Origin of the sequence: Paenibacillus woosongensis, from assembly GCF_009725165.1 — a bacterium.
Taxonomy (GTDB): domain Bacteria; phylum Bacillota; class Bacilli; order Paenibacillales; family Paenibacillaceae; genus Fontibacillus; species Fontibacillus woosongensis.
Genome location: NZ_WNZW01000003.1, coordinates 121,902 through 142,166 on the forward strand (window position 1 = coordinate 121,902; position 20,265 = coordinate 142,166).

The 20,265-nt window shown below is 49.9% G+C and carries 19 protein-coding genes; all 19 read left to right on the forward strand.

What is annotated here, in order from left to right; translation table 11 throughout:
- The first annotated feature begins 127 nt into the window (after positions 1 to 127).
- A complete protein-coding gene (locus tag GNP95_RS11545; RefSeq protein WP_155611014.1) occupies positions 128 to 1,111 on the forward strand; it encodes a polysaccharide deacetylase family protein in 984 nt (327 codons plus the stop codon).
- Between the two features lie 176 nt (positions 1,112 to 1,287).
- Positions 1,288 to 2,541: a M16 family metallopeptidase gene (locus GNP95_RS11550; protein WP_330163366.1), complete on the forward strand. Its 1,254-nt coding sequence runs from the start codon at positions 1,288 to 1,290 to the stop codon at positions 2,539 to 2,541.
- Positions 2,525 to 2,980, forward strand: coding sequence for a dUTP diphosphatase (gene dut / locus GNP95_RS11555; RefSeq protein ID WP_155611015.1), 456 nt, complete (start codon positions 2,525 to 2,527; stop codon positions 2,978 to 2,980). The genes GNP95_RS11550 and dut overlap by 17 nt, the downstream gene beginning before the upstream one ends.
- Positions 2,981 to 3,162: 182 nt before the next feature.
- A complete protein-coding gene (gene dpsA / locus GNP95_RS11560; RefSeq protein WP_155611016.1) occupies positions 3,163 to 4,062 on the forward strand; it encodes a dipicolinate synthase subunit DpsA in 900 nt (299 codons plus the stop codon).
- Positions 4,059 to 4,649, forward strand: coding sequence for a dipicolinate synthase subunit B (locus GNP95_RS11565; RefSeq protein ID WP_330163367.1), 591 nt, complete (start codon positions 4,059 to 4,061; stop codon positions 4,647 to 4,649). The genes dpsA and GNP95_RS11565 overlap by 4 nt, the downstream gene beginning before the upstream one ends.
- Before the next feature lie 341 nt (positions 4,650 to 4,990).
- Positions 4,991 to 6,214: an aspartate kinase gene (gene dapG / locus GNP95_RS11570; RefSeq protein ID WP_155611017.1), complete on the forward strand. Its 1,224-nt coding sequence runs from the start codon at positions 4,991 to 4,993 to the stop codon at positions 6,212 to 6,214.
- A 23-nt stretch (positions 6,215 to 6,237) separates the two neighbouring features.
- Positions 6,238 to 7,113 (forward strand): 4-hydroxy-tetrahydrodipicolinate synthase, encoded by an 876-nt coding sequence (gene dapA, locus GNP95_RS11575; protein ID WP_155611018.1) that lies wholly within the window; start codon positions 6,238 to 6,240, stop codon positions 7,111 to 7,113.
- Between the two features lie 227 nt (positions 7,114 to 7,340).
- Positions 7,341 to 9,020, forward strand: a complete 1,680-nt coding sequence (locus GNP95_RS11580; protein ID WP_155611019.1) for a ribonuclease J — start codon at positions 7,341 to 7,343, stop codon at positions 9,018 to 9,020.
- A 208-nt stretch (positions 9,021 to 9,228) separates the two neighbouring features.
- Positions 9,229 to 9,990, forward strand: a complete 762-nt coding sequence (locus GNP95_RS11585) for a ClpP family protease (RefSeq protein ID WP_155611020.1) — start codon at positions 9,229 to 9,231, stop codon at positions 9,988 to 9,990.
- A complete protein-coding gene (locus GNP95_RS11590) occupies positions 9,987 to 10,220 on the forward strand; it encodes a YlzJ-like family protein (protein WP_155611021.1) in 234 nt (77 codons plus the stop codon). The genes GNP95_RS11585 and GNP95_RS11590 overlap by 4 nt, the downstream gene beginning before the upstream one ends.
- 61 nt (positions 10,221 to 10,281) lie before the next feature.
- A complete protein-coding gene (locus GNP95_RS11595) occupies positions 10,282 to 13,002 on the forward strand; it encodes a DNA translocase FtsK (RefSeq protein ID WP_155611022.1) in 2,721 nt (906 codons plus the stop codon).
- Positions 13,003 to 13,174: 172 nt separating this feature from the next.
- Positions 13,175 to 14,008 (forward strand): spore cortex-lytic enzyme, encoded by an 834-nt coding sequence (sleB, locus tag GNP95_RS11600; protein WP_155611023.1) that lies wholly within the window; start codon positions 13,175 to 13,177, stop codon positions 14,006 to 14,008.
- A 129-nt stretch (positions 14,009 to 14,137) separates the two neighbouring features.
- Complete coding sequence (gene yfmF, locus GNP95_RS11605) at positions 14,138 to 15,418, forward strand: EF-P 5-aminopentanol modification-associated protein YfmF (protein ID WP_155611024.1); 1,281 nt, start codon at positions 14,138 to 14,140, stop codon at positions 15,416 to 15,418.
- Positions 15,419 to 15,421: 3 nt separating this feature from the next.
- Positions 15,422 to 16,702 carry an EF-P 5-aminopentanol modification-associated protein YfmH gene (gene yfmH, locus GNP95_RS11610; RefSeq protein ID WP_155611025.1) on the forward strand — a complete coding sequence of 427 codons (1,281 nt, stop codon included), beginning with the start codon at positions 15,422 to 15,424 and terminating at the stop codon, positions 16,700 to 16,702.
- 3 nt (positions 16,703 to 16,705) lie between these two features.
- Positions 16,706 to 17,473, forward strand: a complete 768-nt coding sequence (ymfI, locus tag GNP95_RS11615; protein ID WP_155611026.1) for an elongation factor P 5-aminopentanone reductase — start codon at positions 16,706 to 16,708, stop codon at positions 17,471 to 17,473.
- A gap of 144 nt (positions 17,474 to 17,617) precedes the next feature.
- Positions 17,618 to 17,872: a DUF3243 domain-containing protein gene (locus GNP95_RS11620; RefSeq protein WP_155611027.1), complete on the forward strand. Its 255-nt coding sequence runs from the start codon at positions 17,618 to 17,620 to the stop codon at positions 17,870 to 17,872.
- A gap of 427 nt (positions 17,873 to 18,299) precedes the next feature.
- Positions 18,300 to 19,313, forward strand: coding sequence for a RodZ family helix-turn-helix domain-containing protein (locus GNP95_RS11625; protein ID WP_330163368.1), 1,014 nt, complete (start codon positions 18,300 to 18,302; stop codon positions 19,311 to 19,313).
- A gap of 87 nt (positions 19,314 to 19,400) precedes the next feature.
- Positions 19,401 to 19,568 carry a hypothetical protein gene (locus GNP95_RS25755; RefSeq protein ID WP_196427149.1) on the forward strand — a complete coding sequence of 56 codons (168 nt, stop codon included), beginning with the start codon at positions 19,401 to 19,403 and terminating at the stop codon, positions 19,566 to 19,568.
- Between the two features lie 186 nt (positions 19,569 to 19,754).
- Positions 19,755 to 20,246, forward strand: coding sequence for a YajQ family cyclic di-GMP-binding protein (locus tag GNP95_RS11630; RefSeq protein WP_155611029.1), 492 nt, complete (start codon positions 19,755 to 19,757; stop codon positions 20,244 to 20,246).
- The last annotated feature ends 19 nt before the right edge of the window (positions 20,247 to 20,265 follow it).

Consider the following 20,265-nt stretch of genomic DNA (forward strand, 5'->3'; position numbering starts at 1 on the left):
AATATTCTGGCTCTTTTTTAATTTGTCCGTTTTTTCAGGGTTTCTCGCCCGGCCACCGGTTTGTTGCATATTACAGTACTTGTCTTCATATGATGAGGACAAAACCGGGGTGAAGGGATGAGCTATCATGTATCGGAATAAACTCATCGCGATATTGCTTGGCTTCGTCGTCGTGATTGTATTTTGGCAGTGGGGAGGAATAAGGGCATTCGTGGAAGAAAGCTCGGTTAGGCAAAGCGGTGATTTTGCATTCCGATTAATTGCAGAGGCGAGCGACGATGAACTGATGAAGATCATTCGGGAGGAAGCCGCGAAACGGCGTGAGGAGCCTGTAGATGCGGTTATAGACCGTGTATGGAAGGCGATCCCAGGCTATAACGGAATTGAAGTGGACATTGAGAAGACATTTCAAAAAGCCAAAGAGCTCCCGCGGGGGGCCGATATTCCCTACCAGTACCGTGAAGTGAAGCCGCATGTCAATTTGGAGGATTTGGCGCCGGAGCCGATTTACCGCGGAAATCCAAGCAAACCGATGGTGGCCTTAATGATTAATGTCGCCTGGGGGAACGAGTATATTGTCCCGATGCTGGATACGCTGGACGAAGCCAAAGTCAAAGCTACCTTTTTTCTGGATGGGAGCTGGCTGAAGAAAAACGTGGAAATCGCCAAGGAAATCCAGAAGAGGGGACATCAGCTGGAGAATCATGCCTATTCTCATCCGAACATGAGCCAGTTGGATGATTACCGGGCGAGATTGGAAATTTCCAAAACGAAGGATTTGCTCAAAAGCGAGCTGAACGTGGACAATCGCTGGTTTGCGCCGCCGTCCGGAGATTTTGATGCGCGTACCGTACGGCAGGCTGCCGATTATGGATTGAAAACAGTGCTGTGGACGCTGGATACCGTTGATTGGAAAAAACCGCTTCCGTCCAGCATCGTTCAGAAAATATCGGCAAAGGTAGCTCCCGGAACGCTTATTTTGATGCATCCGACCGAATCATCCAGCCGGGCGTTAAAGGATATGATTGCTGTAATTCGTGAGAAAGGATTAATACTTGGAACCGTAGAGGAGACGTTGTCAAGCGACCGCGTATTGAAACCGGGGAGTTGAGCAAACTTGCTTTTTTTGATAGGATAATGTTGGCTTTATGAAGTATGAGGGAATTAAAGTGTATGCTTACGAAGTAAGTTTTACTTCGTAAAACTAAGCTTATGCTTTCGAAGCGAGTTTTACTGCGTAGAATTTCATTGAAGCATAGCTTCGTAAAACTTTTAGGAGGGCCTTTCGTGCACAAAACACAACTTAAAAACGGCCTGCGGGTAGTTATGGAGAAAATTCCAACCTTCCGTTCAGTATCGTTTGGCATATGGGTGAAAACTGGATCACGGAACGAAAGTCCTGATTTAGGCGGTATTTCTCATTTTATAGAACACATGCTGTTCAAAGGGACCGAGCGGTATGATGCTAAAGAGATCGCCGAGCAGTTTGACGCAATTGGCGGCAACGTAAATGCTTTTACGTCAAAAGAATATACGTGTTATTATGCTAAAGTGCTGGATGAGCATTTGCCTATTGCGGTGGATGTGTTGTCCGATATGTTCTTTAGATCGTTGTTCGATGAGGAAGAACTGCGCAAAGAGAAAAACGTCATTTTGGAAGAAATCGCGATGTATGAAGATACGCCGGATGACATGGTCCATGACCTAATTTCCGAGGCGGCCTATGGAACTCATCCTCTTGCCCTGCCTATTCTGGGGACGGAGAAGCAGCTGCAGGCAATGGACTCCTCCCATTTGAAGGCGTTTATGAGGGAAAAATATACGGTCGACAATACGGTCATAAGCATTGCCGGGAACTATGACGATAACATTCTTGAGCTGCTAGAGAAGCACTTTGGCGATTTTGGCGCTAGGGGAGCGGAGAGCGCTTTGGCTGCGCCCGATTTTCTCGGGGGAATGAAGTTCCATCGTAAGAAGACAGAGCAAAACCATATTTGCTTATCTTTTCCAGGGTTGCAAATCGGCGATAAAAACCAGTATGCCATGGTGCTGTTGAACAATGCCCTGGGCGGCGGGATGAGCTCGAGGTTGTTCCAGGAAATCCGCGAGAAGCGGGGACTCGCCTATTCCGTATATTCTTACCACAGCTCACATGCGGATAGCGGTCTTTTTACCGTATATGCGGGGACAGCGCCTAAGCAAACCAAGGACGTTCTGGAGCTGACCAAGGAAATACTGCATGATGTCTCGCTCAAAGGGCTTACCGAGAGCGAACTAAGCAAAGGGAAAGAGCAGCTGAAAGGGAGCCTTATCCTAAGCTTGGAGAGTACGAGCAGCCGGATGAACCGGCTTGGCAAGAACGAGCTGATGCTCGGACGCCATTACACGCTGGATGAAATTATATCTCGAATCGAAGCAGTAACGATGGAGGATATCGGTGATGTGCTGCAAGGGATGTTTAAACAGCCCTATGCGCTGGCTATGGTCGGTTCCTCTGATCGCGTCTTATCAGGAATAAGGAGAGATGAACTTGTCGTATGAAGTAGAAATTAAACGTTTAGCAGGAACTGAAGATCTTGAGCTGCCGCAGAAGATGTCTTTGCAGGCTTCAGGATTCGATCTCTATGCCGCAATTACCGATGAAGTTGTGCTGCATCCAGGACAGCGCACCTTGATTCCGACCGGCTTTGCCCTCGCCATGCCGGCTGGCCTGGAAGCCCAAATCCGACCGCGCAGCGGACTAGCGTTCAAGCATGGCATTACCTGCCTCAATAGTCCTGGCACAATTGATGCCGACTACCGGGGAGAGGTACAAGTGCTGTTGATCAACCACGGGGACGAGCCCTTTACCTTCCGGAGGGGAGAGCGCATTGCGCAAATGGTATTCCAAATCGTTCCTGAGGTCAACCTCGTCCAGGTTGAGGAATTGTCTGAAACTGTGCGCGGCGCCGGAGGATTCGGTCATACCGGAAGAAATTGAAATTACGCTAAACTAGCGTACCCACAATGCTAGAACATGAAGGCTGCTGGCCTGTACTTATCGGTACAGGATCGGAGGCCTTTTTTGTTTGCGGCAAAAGCCTATGAACCGGGTATCACCACTTAATAGGCGTCGGCATAAGATGTTCTATAATGTGCTAGCTTGGAAGGAGGACGTCCACGATGCTTACCGGACTAACAATTGTATTTATTGGCGGAGATGCTCGGCAGATTCAAATTATTAACAAGTGTACGGAGCTTGACGCTACAGTGAAGGTAGTCGGCTTCGAACAATGGGAGCCTCCTCTATCCGGAGTATCGCATGAGAAGCTGTCTCCCGGCTTGTTGATGAGGGCCGACGCTATCGTGTTTCCAGTGATCGGCTGCAATGACCAAGGCGTTGTCGACTCGCCGTTTGCGAACGACGAGGTGGTGCTGACTAAAGATATGTTCGAGGAAATCCGGGAAGAGACAGTGGTTTATACAGGCATGGCCAAAAGTTTATTGAAACGCATGGCCGCCGAATTCAGTTTCAAGTTAATCGAGCTGCTTGAGCGGGATGATGTGGCGATATTCAACTCGATACCAACGGCTGAAGGAGCCATCATGATGGCGATTCAGCATACCGACATTACGATTCACGGTTCGACCTGTATCGTGCTGGGCATAGGAAGGACCGGGTTTACCTTGGCGCAAACCTTGCAGGGCCTAGGAGCAACCGTGAAGGTAGGGGTTCGCCGGGAAGATCAGGCAGCCAGAGCTGTCCAAATGGGATGGAAGCCTTTCGTAGCAACGGATTTGAAGGCTTATACGGGGGAAATCGACTTGATTTTTAACACGATTCCGACTATGATAGTCACAGCACAAATCATCTCGAAATTGCCCCGGAACGTCGTCATTATTGATCTTGCTTCGGCTCCAGGAGGAACTGATTTTCGCTTTGCGGAGAAGCGGGGAATCAAGGCGCTTCTGGCCCCTGGTTTGCCTGGAATTGTCGCTCCTAAGACAGCAGGGATCATAATGGCGAATACGATCTGTCAGTCGATATCGGAAGAGTTCCATTTACGGGGGGATGAAATGTGAATTGGCAGGGTAAAACGGTAGGCTATGCGATAACAGGTTCGCATTGTACGTTTGCTGAAGTAATGCCGCAAATCAAGCGCTTTGTCGACGACGGAGCCAAGGTGGTTCCAATAGTATCTCATACGGTATTAACGACGGATACCCGGTTTGGCAAGTCGGAAGATTGGCGCAGTCAGATGAAGGAGATAACGGGGAATGATATAATTTCCTCCATTGTCGACGCTGAGCCGCTTGGGCCTACAAAGCTGTTGGACGTTCTAGTTATTGCGCCCTGCACCGGTACGACGACAAGCAAGCTTGCTAACGCGGTGACCGACAGTCCGGTATTGATGGCGGCGAAGGCCCAATTGCGTAATGGGCGCCCTGTCGTGCTGGCTGTATCAACGAATGACGGTCTTGGCTTCAACCTGGCTAATATCGCAAAATTAATCGTTGCTAAGAATATTTATTTCGTTCCTTTCGGACAGGATAATCCGACGGGCAAACCGAACTCCCTCGTGGCCAGAATGGAGCTCGTCCCCGAAGCAGCCTATGCCGCGCTGGAAGGTAAGCAATACCAGCCGCTAATTATTGAACGATTCAGATAATGGATTCATGTAATTCACATATAGTTCTTCTGGGGAAAAGGAAGACGTGCCGGATGGCCAAACGAAATTCAATGTCGTTGTGGCAGGAGCAATAGGGGAAGGCTCGTGCATGATCCGGCGAGAGGTAGGTATTCGCGGACCGCTTGCGCCGTAATCCGGGTAATCAACGCGGTTTGAACATGGATCGTATCCTACAGCCTGATTTAAGGGAGTGTATGGAGCGCTGTTTAAAACGCGGAACGGGGCAGCACAAGCGTTACCGAGTTAAACAGCAGAGAGGCAATTTTAGAAAGACGGAATGAAGTACTGCTTTAATCCGCCATCATACTGGAGGAATATGCATGCACATTATGGTGCAGAAGTTCGGCGGCACATCCCTCTCCTCTGCAGAAGCGAGGGAGCATGTCATTTCACACATTCGCCGGGAACTGGATAACGGCTACCGGCTTGTTGTTGTAGTATCGGCTATGGGCCGGAAGGGAGATCCCTATGCAACGGATACGCTGCTTGATCTGATCGAGCAGGCGGGGGGATCTCTTTCCTCGCGAGAACAGGATTTACTGCTGTGCTGCGGTGAAATCATATCCGCCAGCTTGCTCAGCAGCCTGCTGCAGCGTGAAGGTATTCTATCCACCGTGCTGACAGGAGCTCAGGCAGGATTCAGAACGGACAGCCAATTCGGCAATGCCCGCATTCTTGATGTCGTTCCCACCCGCGTGCTTGAGGAGTTGAAGAACCGGAACGTCGTAATCGTGACGGGGTTCCAGGGACAGAACATGAACGGTGAATTTACGACGTTGGGACGGGGCGGCAGCGATACTTCGGCTACGGCGCTGGGTGCGGCGCTGCATGCAGAAATGGTTGATATTTATACAGATGTCAACGGCATACTGACAGCCGACCCGCGCATCGTCGAGGATGCCAGGGCTCTGACGCATGTCAGTTATACCGAAATCTGCAATATGGCCCATCAGGGAGCTAAGGTCATTCATCCCCGTGCAGTTGAGATCGCGATGCAGTCCGGCATACCCATTCGAGTCCGCTCTACGTTTTCGCAAAGCGAGGGGACACTGGTTGCCAATCCTGAAGGCTTTAGAGATGTACAGACAGGGGTTGTCGACAGATATGTTACCGGAATAGCGTACGTCGGAAATGTAACCCAAATTACGGTGCAATCTTCTGGACAATCTGAGGCGAATTTGCAGCTGCAGGTGTTCAAAGCAATGGCTGCAAACGCGATCAGCGTCGACTTTATTAATGTTACCCCTACGGGGGTCGTTTATACGGTGTTTGACAGCGATGCCGGGAAAGCGAAAGCGATCTTGGAATCGATGGGCTTCACTCCCCGCATATTAAACGGATGCGCTAAGGTATCTGTCATTGGCGGCGGAATTAACGGGGTGCCGGGAATTATGGCTCAGATCGTTGAAGCATTAACCGAGCAGGGCATTCAAATATTGCAGTCTGCGGACTCAAATACGACGATATGGGTGCTCGTGAACAAAGAGGACATGGTACAGGCACTAAGGGCGCTGCACACCAAGTTCGAGCTTGCCCATCAGTGAATTATTTTAGAGGGGGATACAACATGGATTTCGGAAGATTGATTACAGCCATGGTAACTCCTTTCGATGACCAAGGGGTTATCGACTGGGAGCAGACGGCTAGGCTAATTGACTATTTGATCGATGAGCAGAAATCAGATGCTCTGGTCATTTGCGGTACGACGGGGGAATCACCAACACTAAGCGAAGAAGAGAAACTTTCTCTTTTCGAATTTGCCTTAAAGCAAGCCAACGGACGCTGCAAAATCATTGCCGGCACCGGCAGCAACAATACAGCAGAGTCCATTCAATTGACGGTTAAGGCAGAGAAGTGCGGTGTCGATGGAGTGCTGCTCGTCGCTCCATATTACAATAAGCCCAACCAAGAAGGCTTGTACCGCCATTTTGAAGCGATTGCCCGGTCGACGGAGCTTCCGGTCATGCTGTACAATGTACCAAGCCGTACGGTGATCGGCCTCACGGCTGAAACAACACTGCGCCTGGCCCAACTTCCAAATGTGGTTGCGACTAAAGAATGCGCATCTTTAGAGCAGGTGACCCAAATCGTAGCCAAAGCTCCTGAAGGCTTCAAAGTGTATTCCGGGGACGATTCCGCTACCTTACCGGCCATGTCTGTCGGCGCCTATGGCATCGTCAGCGTAGCCAGCCATATTATTGGCCATCAAATGAAGGAAATGATCGGTGCATTCTTGGACGGCCGAGTGATCGAATCCGCCAAATTGCATCAGCGGCTGCTTCCGGTATTCAAAGGGCTGTTCGAATGTCCGCATCCGGTTCCAAACCCGGTTGCTGTTAAATATGCGTTAAACCTAACTGGTTTTGCCGTAGGCTCTGTACGTTTGCCGCTTGTACCGCCTACAGAAGCAGAGGCCGAGTTTATCCGCAATCTGCTCCCTTAAGTGAAAAAGTTAAAAATGTACTCATCTTCCAGAAACCGATGACCGCTTTGGGGCATCGGTTTTTTTGGTATTGCATAAGGTAACGTTAACTAGCTGTAAAGTGTTTGACTTGTTTTTTGCCATTTTAATCATGTATAATGATTTCAAGTGACTGGGTGCGGTGATTTAAAAAAATTTAATGTTATCAAAATATACAACGTCCAAATAACTAGGAGGGTTAGATTCACTTGTCCAAAAAAATGAATAATGATAAATTGACGATCTTTGCATTGGGCGGCGTAGCGGAAATCGGAAAGAACATGTACGTCGTTCAGTATGCCAATGACATCGTTGTAATTGATGCTGGCCTTAAATTTCCAGAAGAGGACATGCTTGGCATTGACATCGTCATTCCCGATATCACTTACTTGACGGAGAACCGTGACAAAGTAAGAGGCATCGTGCTTACGCACGGGCATGAAGACCATATCGGCGGCTTGCCTTATGTACTCAAAAACTTGAATGTTCCCGTTTACGGAACCAAATTAACGTTAGGTCTGGTCGAGAACAAGCTGAAGGAAGCCGGCTTGCTGGGCGATACAAAGCGCGTGCTTATTCATGCCGACTCGGAAGTGCAGCTGGGGTCGACGCTTAAAGCGACATTCTTCAAAACAAATCACAGTATTCCTGATTCGGTTGGGGTGTGCATTGAAACGCCGGAAGGCAACGTAGTTCACACGGGTGACTTCAAATTTGATCATACTCCAGTCAATGATCAATTTGCTGATTTGCACCGTATGGGGGAAATCGGCAAGAAAGGGGTACTAGCGCTTTTATCGGATAGTACGAATGCGGAGAAACCAGGTTTCACACCGTCGGAGAAAAATGTCGGCATCGTCCTGGATGATATCTTCCGCAAGGCTCAGCAGCGTGTCGTTGTTGCTACATTTGCTTCCAATGTCCACCGGATTCAACAGGTAATCGATGCGGCTTATTCGACGGACCGCAAGCTGACGATTATCGGACGCAGCATGGTCAACGTTGTGACGATTGCTTCCGAGCTCGGATATCTGAACGTTCCTGACGGCATTTTAATCGAGCCGGAAGAAGTAAACAAAATGGCTGCGGATCGCGTCGTCATTTTATGTACAGGCAGCCAAGGCGAGCCGATGTCGGCGTTAACACGCATGGCCCGTTCCACACATCGCAAGGTCGATATATTGCCTGGGGATACGGTGATTATCGCAGCGACTCCTGTACCGGGTAATGAAAAATACGTAGGACGGACGATCGATGAACTGTTCCGGTTAGGCGCCGAGGTGATATACAGCGGCTCGAATTCCGGTGTTCACGTATCCGGCCATGGCAGCCAAGAAGAATTGAAATTAATGCTGAATTTGATGCGACCTAAATATTTCATTCCCGTCCACGGGGAATATCGCATGCTGCGGAAGCATGCACTGCTCGGCGAATCCGTCGGCGTTGACCCGGATAATATTTTTCTTCTCGATATTGGCGAAATGGTGGAAATCCAGAACGGCGTTGCTCGCAAGGCCGGTAAAGTTCCAGCAGGCAACGTTCTAATTGATGGCCTCGGAGTTGGCGACGTAGGTAATATCGTGCTTCGCGATCGCAAGCTGCTGTCTCAGGACGGCATTCTGGTCGTCGTCGTTACGCTGAGCAAGCAGGATGGAACAATCGTATCCGGTCCAGATATCATTTCCAGAGGATTCGTATACGTAAGGGAGTCCGAAGGCTTGCTTGAAGAGGCGAACCGGATCGTTTCCAGCACCTTGGAGAAATTAATGAGCGAGAACGTTAACGAATGGGCTTCGCTCAAGACCAATGTCAAGGATGCGCTTGGACGTTTCCTCTATGAGCAAACCCGCCGCAGACCGATGATATTGCCGATCATTATGGAAGTGTAATGAACAACTGTAAAAATAAGAAAAATTCATATATCTGACCCTCCGGGTCGGGCACACAGTCGCCCCTTCTCCTGCCGGTAATATTGGACGGTTTCTTGTAGGAGAGGGGGCTTTCTTTTTTGTTGCCCCTTGCATGAAGGCTGCTGGCCTAGGCATACTAACGACACGATGGATAATTACTGGCCAGCGCCGAAAGGAAGTGTCGAGGATGAATGAGCAACATCATAAGCCAAGCTATACGGCGAACGACGCAGCGGAGCCTGCACCTGAAGTTCCAGGAGGGGAAAAGGCGGTAGCCGCGGTCACCGAAACGATCCAGCAGCTAGGTCAGACCGCAGTGCCTGCACCCGGGGAATCCAACGTGTATTGCATGACGATCATAGGACAAATCGAAGGGCATCTTGTGCTGCCTCCGCAGAATAAAACGACCAAATATGAGCATTTAATTCCTCAACTGGTAGCAGCCGAGCAGAACCCTCGCATTGAAGGGATATTAATTATTCTGAATACAGTAGGCGGTGATGTCGAAGCCGGGTTGGCGATCGCGGAAATGATATCTTCGCTATCCAAGCCGACAGTCACGGTGGTGATCGGCGGCGGACACAGCATCGGCGTGCCGATTGCCGTCGCTTCCGATTATTCGTTTATCGCCGAGAGTGCGACGATGACGATTCACCCCATCCGCATGACAGGGCTAGTGATCGGTGTGCCGCAAACGTTCGAGTATATCGAGAAAATGCAAGAGCGCGTCGTGCGATTTGTGACGGCCCATTCGCAAATTTCCGAGAATACGTTCAAGGAGCTCATGTTCAAGACCGGAGAGCTGAACCGTGATATCGGCACAGCTGTAGGAGGGAATGATGCGGTGAAGAACGGGCTGATTGATGGAATCGGCGGAATCGGCCAAGGACTAGCCAAGCTGAATGAACTGATCGAATCGCGGCGTGGGGGAGGAGGACTTACGCAATGACTCATTATACGATTTTGCCGCAAGATGTTTATTGGAACTGGGACGACCAGGAAACGAAAGACAGCTATACAGAAATTGAGCTCGGCGGCGTGTTGATGCAGGTCAGGATGGAGCAGGACAATCGGGCAACGATTATCCGGCTGCTGCGCTGCTCTCTGGACGATTATCTAAATCCGGCCTATGCGCCTGGGCAGCAGGTTACGTTTATCCCAATTTTGCGCAAATCATAAAGAGTCTATAGGTTGCCCCCAGTGATTATGGTATAATATTCATCTAGGGGGTGATCTTCGTTTGGCGCGAAAAAAGAAGAAAAAAAAGGCAGCACTGGGCAGTATGCTCAAGTATGAAATATATGGGATCATCCTGATTACGCTATCGATTATCGCCTTGTCCGGGGAGGCCGCAGTTGGCCGGACATTATCGAAGATGTCAGCACTTGTCCTCGGCAAGTTCTATTTCGTTATTCCATTGATCGGGATTTTCATTGGGCTCAGCGTGATGATAAGCCGCAAATGGCCGTCCCGCTGGAATACCCGCCGCAGCGGAGCGCTGCTCGCCGTGCTGTCGCTGGTTTTGATGAGCACGATTTTTTCCATGGAGAAGAAGCTTGCTCCTTCCGTGTCATTATCGGCGGGAAATATTATGTCGCAAATTCATCATGATCTTCAAACCGCATTGTTTGGTCCAACGTTTGAGGATACCGGTTTCAGCTTGCTTGGTCTCGATATCAGCGGGGGCTATGTCGGCGGGCTTGAATTTGCCCTGCTCTATTCTCTGTTCGGCATTGCAGGAGCGAAGCTGATCATGATCGTGATGATGGCGATCAGTTTCATGCTGATCACCGGTCTGTCTTATGTCGATTTATTCCGCTTGATTCGTAAAAATGTAAGCGGAGTGGGAGCCGATTTCGGCCGTAAGCTGAGAATGCTGCGTCCTGTTCCTGTCAAAAGAGAGAAGCGGCCATCTGCATCTGCGTCTCCGGATCGGGAAACCCAGTATGAGGATGAAACGGAGGAAGAGGAGGAGGAGCTTCCTGCGTCCCCTAAGCCGCAGAACAAGCCGGTATTTTTTCAGTTGTTTAACTTCAAGCCCCGTCCCAAGCAAACAGGCAGCCCCGGGGATTTCAGCGAGGAGTTGGAGGGGCAATTCACGGAGGACGAGCCGTTACATACTTCTGGAGTGAATTGGAATGAACTTGATTATGCAGGCGGCAATGCTTCCGTCCCCGAAGGAGCGAGATTCGATCCTTACACCGGGGAACCGATTCTGCAGCGGAACGACCAAGCAGATGTCGGTCCCATTATTCGCGATTTCTTCGACAATATACAGCATGAAGGACGCTCCGGGGAAAGTGAATATGCAGCGGAGGAGCAGCAGTCTGGCGAACCGGAAGTATGGCCGGATGCCTTGGATTCCACTGAAGATTACGGCCCGCCGGAGCTAAACACAGTTGAGGCGGACGCCGTTGAAATGAACCCAATCTCCCAAGAGATTTCTGAAGGGGAAAGTGCTGAAAGTTCTGGAGAGAGTATTCAAGAAGAAGGGGACAAGCCCGAAGAACCGGCACCTCCGCCGAAGCCGGCTCCCAAGCCGTATAAATTGCCGCCGTTCCGTCTGCTGTCCAAGCCGGCGGGCAGCGGCAAGTCCGGTGATCAGGCGGATTACAAGCAAACCGCTCGAAAACTGGAGGCCACACTGGAGAGCTTCGGGGTAAGGGCGCGCGTGCTGGAGGTTGTTCGCGGACCTGCCGTTACCCGGTATGAAATCCAGCCGGACATCGGGGTCAAGGTGAGCCGGATCGTCAATTTGACGGACGATATCGCCTTGGCGCTAGCAGCGAAGGATATCCGCATGGAGGCGCCGATTCCCGGCAAATCGGCGATCGGCATCGAGGTGCCGAACAACGAGGTATCTCTCGTAACGATGCGGGAAGTGATGGAAACCCCGGTTTTCCAAGATGCTGAATCCAAATTGTCCATCGCCTTTGGGCGGGATATCTCGGGACAGACGATTGTAGGGAATTTGGCTAAAATGCCACACTTGCTCGTTGCTGGGGCAACAGGTTCTGGGAAATCGGTATGTATCAACGGTATCATTACCAGTATTCTATATAAAGCAAAGCCGGATGAAGTAAAGTTCATGATGGTTGATCCCAAAATGGTTGAGCTAAATGTCTACAACGGGATTCCTCATTTGCTAGCTCCGGTCGTCACCGATCCGAAGCGGGCTTCACTGGCCCTGAAAAAGATCGTAGTGGAAATGGAAAAACGCTATGAGCTGTTCTCCAAATCGGGCGCCCGCAATGTAGAAGGCTACAATCTGATGATGAAGGACAATCCGGAGGCCATTCTCCCGTACATTGTCGTGATTGTCGATGAGCTTGCCGATTTGATGATGGTCGCGGCGAACGATGTAGAGGATGCAATTGCCCGCCTGGCGCAAATGGCCCGGGCTGCCGGCATCCACCTTATTATCGCGACGCAGCGTCCGTCGGTGGATGTAATCACAGGCGTAATCAAGGCCAATATTCCATCTAGAATCGCATTTGGCGTATCCTCCCAGGTAGATTCCCGTACCATTCTGGATATGGCAGGGGCGGAGAAACTGCTCGGCAGAGGCGATATGCTGTTTATGCCGATGGGAGCCTCGAAGCCGATTCGCGTGCAGGGCGCCTTCATGAGCGATCAGGAGGTCGAAGCGATCGTAGGTTACGTCCGCGATCAAGGGCAGGCTGAATATGACGAGAGCCTCGTTCCTGAGGTGGATGAAGAAATGCAGGAAATGGAGGAGGTCGTGGACGAACTGTTCGATCAGGCCGTACAGATCATCCTCGAAGCGAAGCAGGCCTCGGTTTCGCTGCTGCAAAGACGGATGCGCATCGGTTATACCCGTGCAGCGAGATTGATTGACTCGATGGAAGCGCGCGGCATCGTCGGTCCGTATGAAGGAAGCAAACCTAGGGAAGTACTGATCTCCCTGGAGCAGTTCAAGCTCGGGAAAGTATCTTCGTAATAGCTCCTACAGCTGATATATAGCGGCAGACCCTTGAGAAACAAGGGTCTGTCGTTTTAATTTTGCTCTGCGAGAAAGGATTCTTTTTTGGAGTGCATAGGAAAGGGCGGCAGTAGTCATAATAAGGTCATCCATCTATGTTAATCCACAAAAGAAAGGTAGAGCTAAACGTATGAAAAAATCGAGAATATGGTTTGCTACCGGTTTAGTGCTGCTTTTGTGCGGGGCATTGTTCGGAGCTTATCGGCTTTGGCATAGTACGCCCGCTATGGCGGAAAGAAGCGAGGAGCCGAAATCTTCCCTTCCCGTATTCAGCGAACAGGTGATCCAGTATGGCGCCTTTGGAACAGATGTTTACGAGCTTCAAGGCCGGCTGGGTTTTCTAGGATTTTATCATGGCAAGCTCGATAGTTATTTCGGTCCTAAGACACTGGAATCCCTCAAATGGTTCCAGTCGGAGTTTGGCATGCCGGTTGACGGTCTGGCCGGACCGAAAACGAAACTGAAGCTTTATAATGCCACGAAGGAATGGAAGCCGGGCATGGAGTATGCAACTGGCGAGACCGAAACAAATAAAGGGGCGGAGAGTGCACCCGAGCAGGCCGAAGGCAACACATCGGCAGATTTATCTTCCGGAAACGCGATGGGACTATCGGCCAATGACCTGAAAATCATGGCTAATGCCGTATACGGCGAAGCCCGCGGTGAGCCTTTTGAAGGACAAGTCGCCGTGGCAGCGGTAATTCTTAACCGCGTGAAGTCGCCGAGCTTCCCCAATACGGTATCGGGCGTCATTTTCGAGCCTCTCGCCTTTACTGCGGTCGCTGACGGCCAAATCTGGCTTGAACCGAACGAGAGTGCAAGGAAAGCGGTACAGCAGGCATTGAACGGCTGGGACCCGACCGGCGGCTGCCTGTATTACTTCAACCCGGAGACAGCAACGTCGAAATGGATCTGGACCCGTCCTCAGGTTAAAACGATTGGAAAGCATATTTTCTGTATGTAAATAACGTTTTGGCAGGAAGCAGCCGTTCATGGGAGCGGGTTGCTTCTTTACTTTGCCATAGTATAGAATGGAACTAAAATTATTGAGGTAAAATGTGACAAGACAGTCTCTTGTAAAGGAGTTTTCATTTTGAATAAAACTGTATTTGAGCGGGGTAAGGCCGGCAACATTAGAATTCATGTTCTGCCGACGACCAGATTCAAAACATTCGCGGTATCGCTCTATGCGGGAATTCCGCTGCATGAGGATACAGTAACGACTACAGCGCTGACTCCGTTCGTGCTGCGGCGGGGCACGGCATCGTACCCGGAAACCATTCAATTTCGCGAGCAGCTTGAGCATTTGTATGGCGCCGGATTTGGCTTCGATGTATACAAGCGGGGGAATTATCAAATCGTTCAGTTCCGCATGGATACTATCAATGATGAATTTGTATCCAGCGACGACTCCTTGCTGCGCAAAACCTTCTCTTTCCTGGGGGAGGCTGTAACGAAGCCTATTACGGAGAACGGCGCATTCCGGGAATCCTATGTGAGCTCGGAACGAGAGACGGTTCGCAAGAAGCTGGAGGCGATCATCAACGATAAAATACGATATGCCGCTGAGCGCTGTATGGAGGAAATGTTCCAGAACGATCCTTATCGTCTGCATCCGCTCGGTCAGCGTAAAGATTTGGACCAAATCACAGCAAAGTCGCTGTACGCGGCATTTCAGCAGTGGCTGCAGCAGGCGAACCTTGATCTTTACATTGTTGGCGATACGACCCTTGCCGAAGTGCAGGAGCTTGTAGAGCAGCATTTCAACTGGGGGCGCTTGGCCATTCCGGAATACGTTCCTGCACAGAGCTATTTGACCGGCGACGATGTTCGCGTCGTGGAAGAAGTGCTTGACGTGAATCAAGGCAAGCTCAATATGGGTCTGGGCATTCCTGTTACTTATGGCGACGACCGCTATGCGGCAGCTTTGGTGTATAACGGAATTTTAGGCAGCTATCCGCATTCCAAGCTGTTCATTAATGTCCGCGAGAAGGAAAGCTTGGCTTATTATGCAGCATCAAGATTCGATGGGCATAAAGGGATCGTTTCGATTCAATCTGGAATCGAAATCACGAATTACAATAAAGCGCTAGAAATTATTAAAGCACAGCTGGCAAGCCTGCGTGAAGGGCAGATCAGCGAGCTTGAAATGTCGCAGACGAAGGCGATGATTCGCAATAGCCTGCTGGAAATGCAGGATTCCGCATTTGATTTGATTGCATATGATTTTAACCGGGTGTTGTCCGGCAGGGAGCGACCGGCGGAGGAACTCCTCCGGCAGATCGAAGCGATTACGCCCGAGGATGTCGTTAGCGTAGCGAATTCGGTCAAGCTCGACACGATTTACTTTTTGACAGGGAAGAAGGAGGTGTAGCGGATGGAAGTCATCACGCATGAACGACTAAAAGAGACGGTGTACCGGGAGACGATGGACAATGGTTTGCAGGTGTATGTACTTCCGAAGCCGGGATTTCAGAAAACGTATGCCACCTTCTCTACCAAGTATGGCTCGATTGATAATCATTTCCGGGTGGAAGGAGAAGACGAGACGAAGGTGCCCGACGGAATCGCCCATTTCCTGGAGCATAAGATGTTCGAGGAACCGGAAGGCGATATATTTGCCAAATTCGCTTCTTTAGGCGCCTCCGCGAACGCCTTTACCAGCTTTGAACAGACCGTATATTTATTCTCCGCGACCGAGAACGTCATGGAGAATATTGAGACGCTTGTCAATTTTGTGCAAAATCCTTATTTCACGGATCAGAACGTGGAGAAGGAGAAGGGTATCATCGGCCAGGAAATCGGCATGTATCAGGACAATCCGGATTGGCGCGTGTATTTCGGCTTGATCGAGGCTATGTATGCCGTACATCCCGTGCATATCGATATCGCCGGGACGGTGGAATCCATCAGCACGATTACCAAAGAGACGCTTTATAAGTGCTATGACGCTTTTTATCATCCAAGCAATATGCTTCTGTTCGTGGTGGGCGGTGTCGATCCAGAGGAAGTGTTCTCGCTGGTACGGAGCAATCAGGCCAAGAAGAGCTATCCGCCGCAAGGAGAAATTCAGCGGTTGTTCGATACGGAACCGAACGAAGTTCACGAGAAGCGCAAGGTGATCAAACTTCCGGTTTCACTACCGAAATGTCTTTTTGGGTTTAAAGAGACGAATATTGGAATTTCGGGCGAGGCACTGCTTCGCCGGGATCTTGCGCTTAAGCTGGCCTTGGATCTGCTAATCGGCTCCAGCACGAAGCTGTACCAAAAGCTGTATGACATGGATCTGATTTCGGATAGCTTTGGCCACGAATTCAACAGCAACCCGAATTATGCTTTCTCCGCAATCGGCGGAGACACCAAGGACCCGGACCGTCTGCTGGAGATCTTTACGGAGGAAGCGAAGTTGATACTCGCTTCGGGATTCCAGAGCGACGATTTTGAGCGCGCACGCAAGAAAAAAATCGGCGGCTATTTGCGGATGTTGAACTCCCCAGAAAATATCGCCCACGAGTTTACACGTTACCGCTTCCGGGGCGGAGATCTATTCTCCGTATTGCCGATTTATGAATCCTTGACCTTGGAAGAGGTGAATAACCGGCTGCGCGAGCATATGGACTGGAACCAGCTGGCCGTATCGCTCGTCGTTAGCCCGTAAGACATGAACAGCTATCATGGGACAGATAAAAGCATTGGGGAAATGACGGTGCTGATAACGGGGGCGAGCCGTGGCATTGGTGCCCAGATCGCCCTTCGTTTTGCCGCGGTCGGAATGAATATCGTCATTCATTATAGGAAATCACATGAAGCCGCTAATGAAGTGGCCAGAAAATGCCTGGAAGCCGGTGCAAATGTATGTACGGTTTATGCGGATCTTGGAAGCCGCGAAGAGATTTACCGGATGAAGGAGAAGCTGGAGAGCCGGGGCATTAAGCCGGATATTCTGGTGAACAATGCAGGGATTTCTCACTATGCTCTGCTGTCCGATGTATCGGAAGAGCAGTGGGATGAAGTGATGAACATCAATTTGAAAAGCGTGTTCCTATGCAGTCAGGCATTTATGCCCTACATGATTAACCAACGGTTTGGGCGCATTATTAACGTTTCCTCTGTCTGGGGAATTTCCGGGGGAGCTTGCGAAGCCGTATATTCGGCGGCTAAGGGAGGCGTAAACGCCTTTACGAAGGCTCTTGCTAAAGAGCTGGCGCCTTCCGGCGTTACGGTCAATGCAGTAGCCCCAGGAGCCGTTAAAACGGACATGATGGAACGGTTTACTGCTGAGGAGATCCGTATGCTGGAAGAGGAGATTCCTGCAGGAAGACTGGCTTCGCCGGAGGAAATTGCTTCGCTGGTGTATTTTCTTGCGCTGCCTGAATCCGGCTATATTACGGGACAGATCATTAGCCCCAATGGCGGCTGGCTGACCTGATGCCGGGCTTCAAGCTAAATTCAACTATTAAGGCAAGGAATGGCGCAGCTGTTTCGCCTGATTACACGTATAAATAAGCCGAATAAATCGCATATTACGACTGTTGATTTTAAATCTCACGTTCAACCGAAGGAGGATTTAAACATGTCAACAGTACTCAAAAATTTCGATACCTGGAAACAATTTTTGGGTGAACGCGTCAAACATGCGGAAAGATCGGGCCTCAGCGAGGAAACGATCTCTCACCTTGCCTACGAGATCGGCAGCTTCCTGGATGAAAAGGTCGATCCGCAAAACGCTTCTAACCGGGCCCTGAAAGAGCTGTGGGATGTCGGAAATGAAGAAGAGCGCAAGACCATTGCCCGGCTGATGGTGAAATTGGCTAAGGAAAACGCATAGTTTGCGAAAGGCAAAGCTCCCTGTTATGGGGAGCTTTTCTACCATTTTATACAGGCGCTTGCCTTTCGAAAATATTTTATATATCATAAAACACGTATTGTTCTTGTTCGCTTTCATTCTGCAAACTTTTCACTTCTCTGTCAATGAACGCAGGAATAATGGCCTATATTGTCGAATTAGTGTTCAGTGAAGTGATTTTGACAATGAAGTACATATATTTGTAGGTCTTTTTGAGTACGACGATAAAAGATGGCGTTACTGGTCGTCTTTTTTTGGTGAAATAGTACTCATGAATAATGACCGGCCGTGAAGCGTAACAATTGTACCGGAAAATACGTTATTTAATCGGAAGGCTACTTTCATTTCAAATTGTATTTTTAAATTTAAAATATAATTCTATTTCAATTATTTGCAGGAGGTGATGGACGTGTCGAATTTGGGCCAGCAATTGAAGGAAGCCCGCCTTGCCAGAGGCTTGTCACTGGATGATGTGCAGGATATGACAAAAATTCGCAAAAGATACTTAGAAGCCATCGAGGCGGGAGATTATAAGGTGTTGCCGGGTAGTTTTTATGTGCGGGCCTTTATAAAGACATACGCTGAAACGGTTGGAGTAAATGCGGATGAACTTCTGAACGAGCATCGTCAGGACGTGCCTGCTCCTCAGGTTGAGCAGACGATGGAACCCGTGCTGCAGAAGCGCCGCAGCAGACAAACGTCCGAGCGCAATTCGAAATGGATGTCTACGGCGCTGATGTGGTCTTTTGCTATTCTGATTTTGATCGTCATTTATATGTATTTTGCAGTCTGGGGCAAGAATCCGGCTGCGGACAGGAACAATGAGACCGATCCGACAAAATTGACCCAATCGGAGAATCCCTCGAAGCAAGGCGACAAAGGCCAGAACGGAGCTTCTAACGGGGATTCGCAGGGAGCTAATGATGCTAACCAGCCGGATACGGATGGCGGCAATGCCCCTGCGGGTACGGATGGAAACCAGACGGATACTGGCTCGCCGGACGGTGCGGAGAACGGTAGCGGTTTGAATAGCGGCGCGGGTACAGATTCGAGTGGAGACATCGTGGTTCAGCCGGACGGCAAAAGCGGAAGCACGACGAATTTCAAAGTCATTAACCCTGGCGGGCAGCCGGTGCAGGTCGTGATCAATGCAACCGGCAAGAGCTGGGTCGAGGTGTACAAAGGCGGCAGAGATGGCGAGAAGCTGTATTTTGACAATACATCTGATGGGGATGTGCTCACTTATGAGTTAGGCCCTGAGGGAATGTATATCAAATCGGGAGCTTCCTCGTACACGGAAATAACCGTTGCAGGCCAGGTTGTGGAGGACGGCAAAAATACTTCCAAGATCCAGCTGAGCATGGACACGACCGGTAACGGAGCGGGGGCCGGCCTAGACAGTACCGATACAGACACGGAATAACCGCGTTATGCATCGGGCAGAATAGTCTTGCTGTGCCTGCTTTACCAGCGGGCACTTGCAAGCTATTTTCATGTGAGGTGCATTGGCATGGCTGGCTGGATCGTGCTGGGATTAGGCATTATCGTTTCGCTTATTGGCTATTATCTAATGCCGAGCGCATGGGGTTACGGTTTATTTGGCTTTGGAACCGCCCATATGCTGCTCGGCATTTTGGATATGTTCAGGGATCCTCATCGCCGATTGAAAACGAAGTGAATCGAGAGGACAAATATATTCACAAGCGTTCTTCGGGCTTTGATGTTCGAGGGGCGTTTTGGTGCGAAAACACATAAGTAAATGTGAGCAGCCAGCAGCTGGTGCAGCTATTCGCAAGGTTGGACTTTGCCCATGGGATTACATATAATTAATAGATATAAGCAAATTAGGAAAGGACGGAGAGTTATGGCTTCTGAAAGTTCATTTGATATCGTCTCCAAAATGGACATGCAGGAACTTACGAATGCGATCGATCAGACGGAGCGGGAAATTGCAAACCGTTTCGACTTCAAAGGGAGCAAGAGCGATCTTAAAGTCGAGAAGGATGAGCTGGTGATCGTGTCAGACGACGAGTACAAGCTTGGAGCTGTCATCGATATTTTGCAGTCAAAAATGATCAAGAGAGGATTGCCGATCAAGAACCTTGATTACGGCAAGGTGGAGCCGGCTTCGCTTGGAACCGTTCGTCAGCGCATAAAGCTGAAGCAGGGTATCGATTCGGAGAATGCGAAGAAAATCAATGTCATGATCCGCGACTCCAAACTGAAGGTGAAAAGCCAAATTCAAGGCGACCAAATCCGTGTTACCGGCAAAAGCAAAGATGATTTGCAGCAGGTGATGCAAATGCTTCGCAAGGGCGATCTTTCGGTGGATTTGCAATTTACCAACTTCAAATAGTAACGAAAAAGTCGGTCTT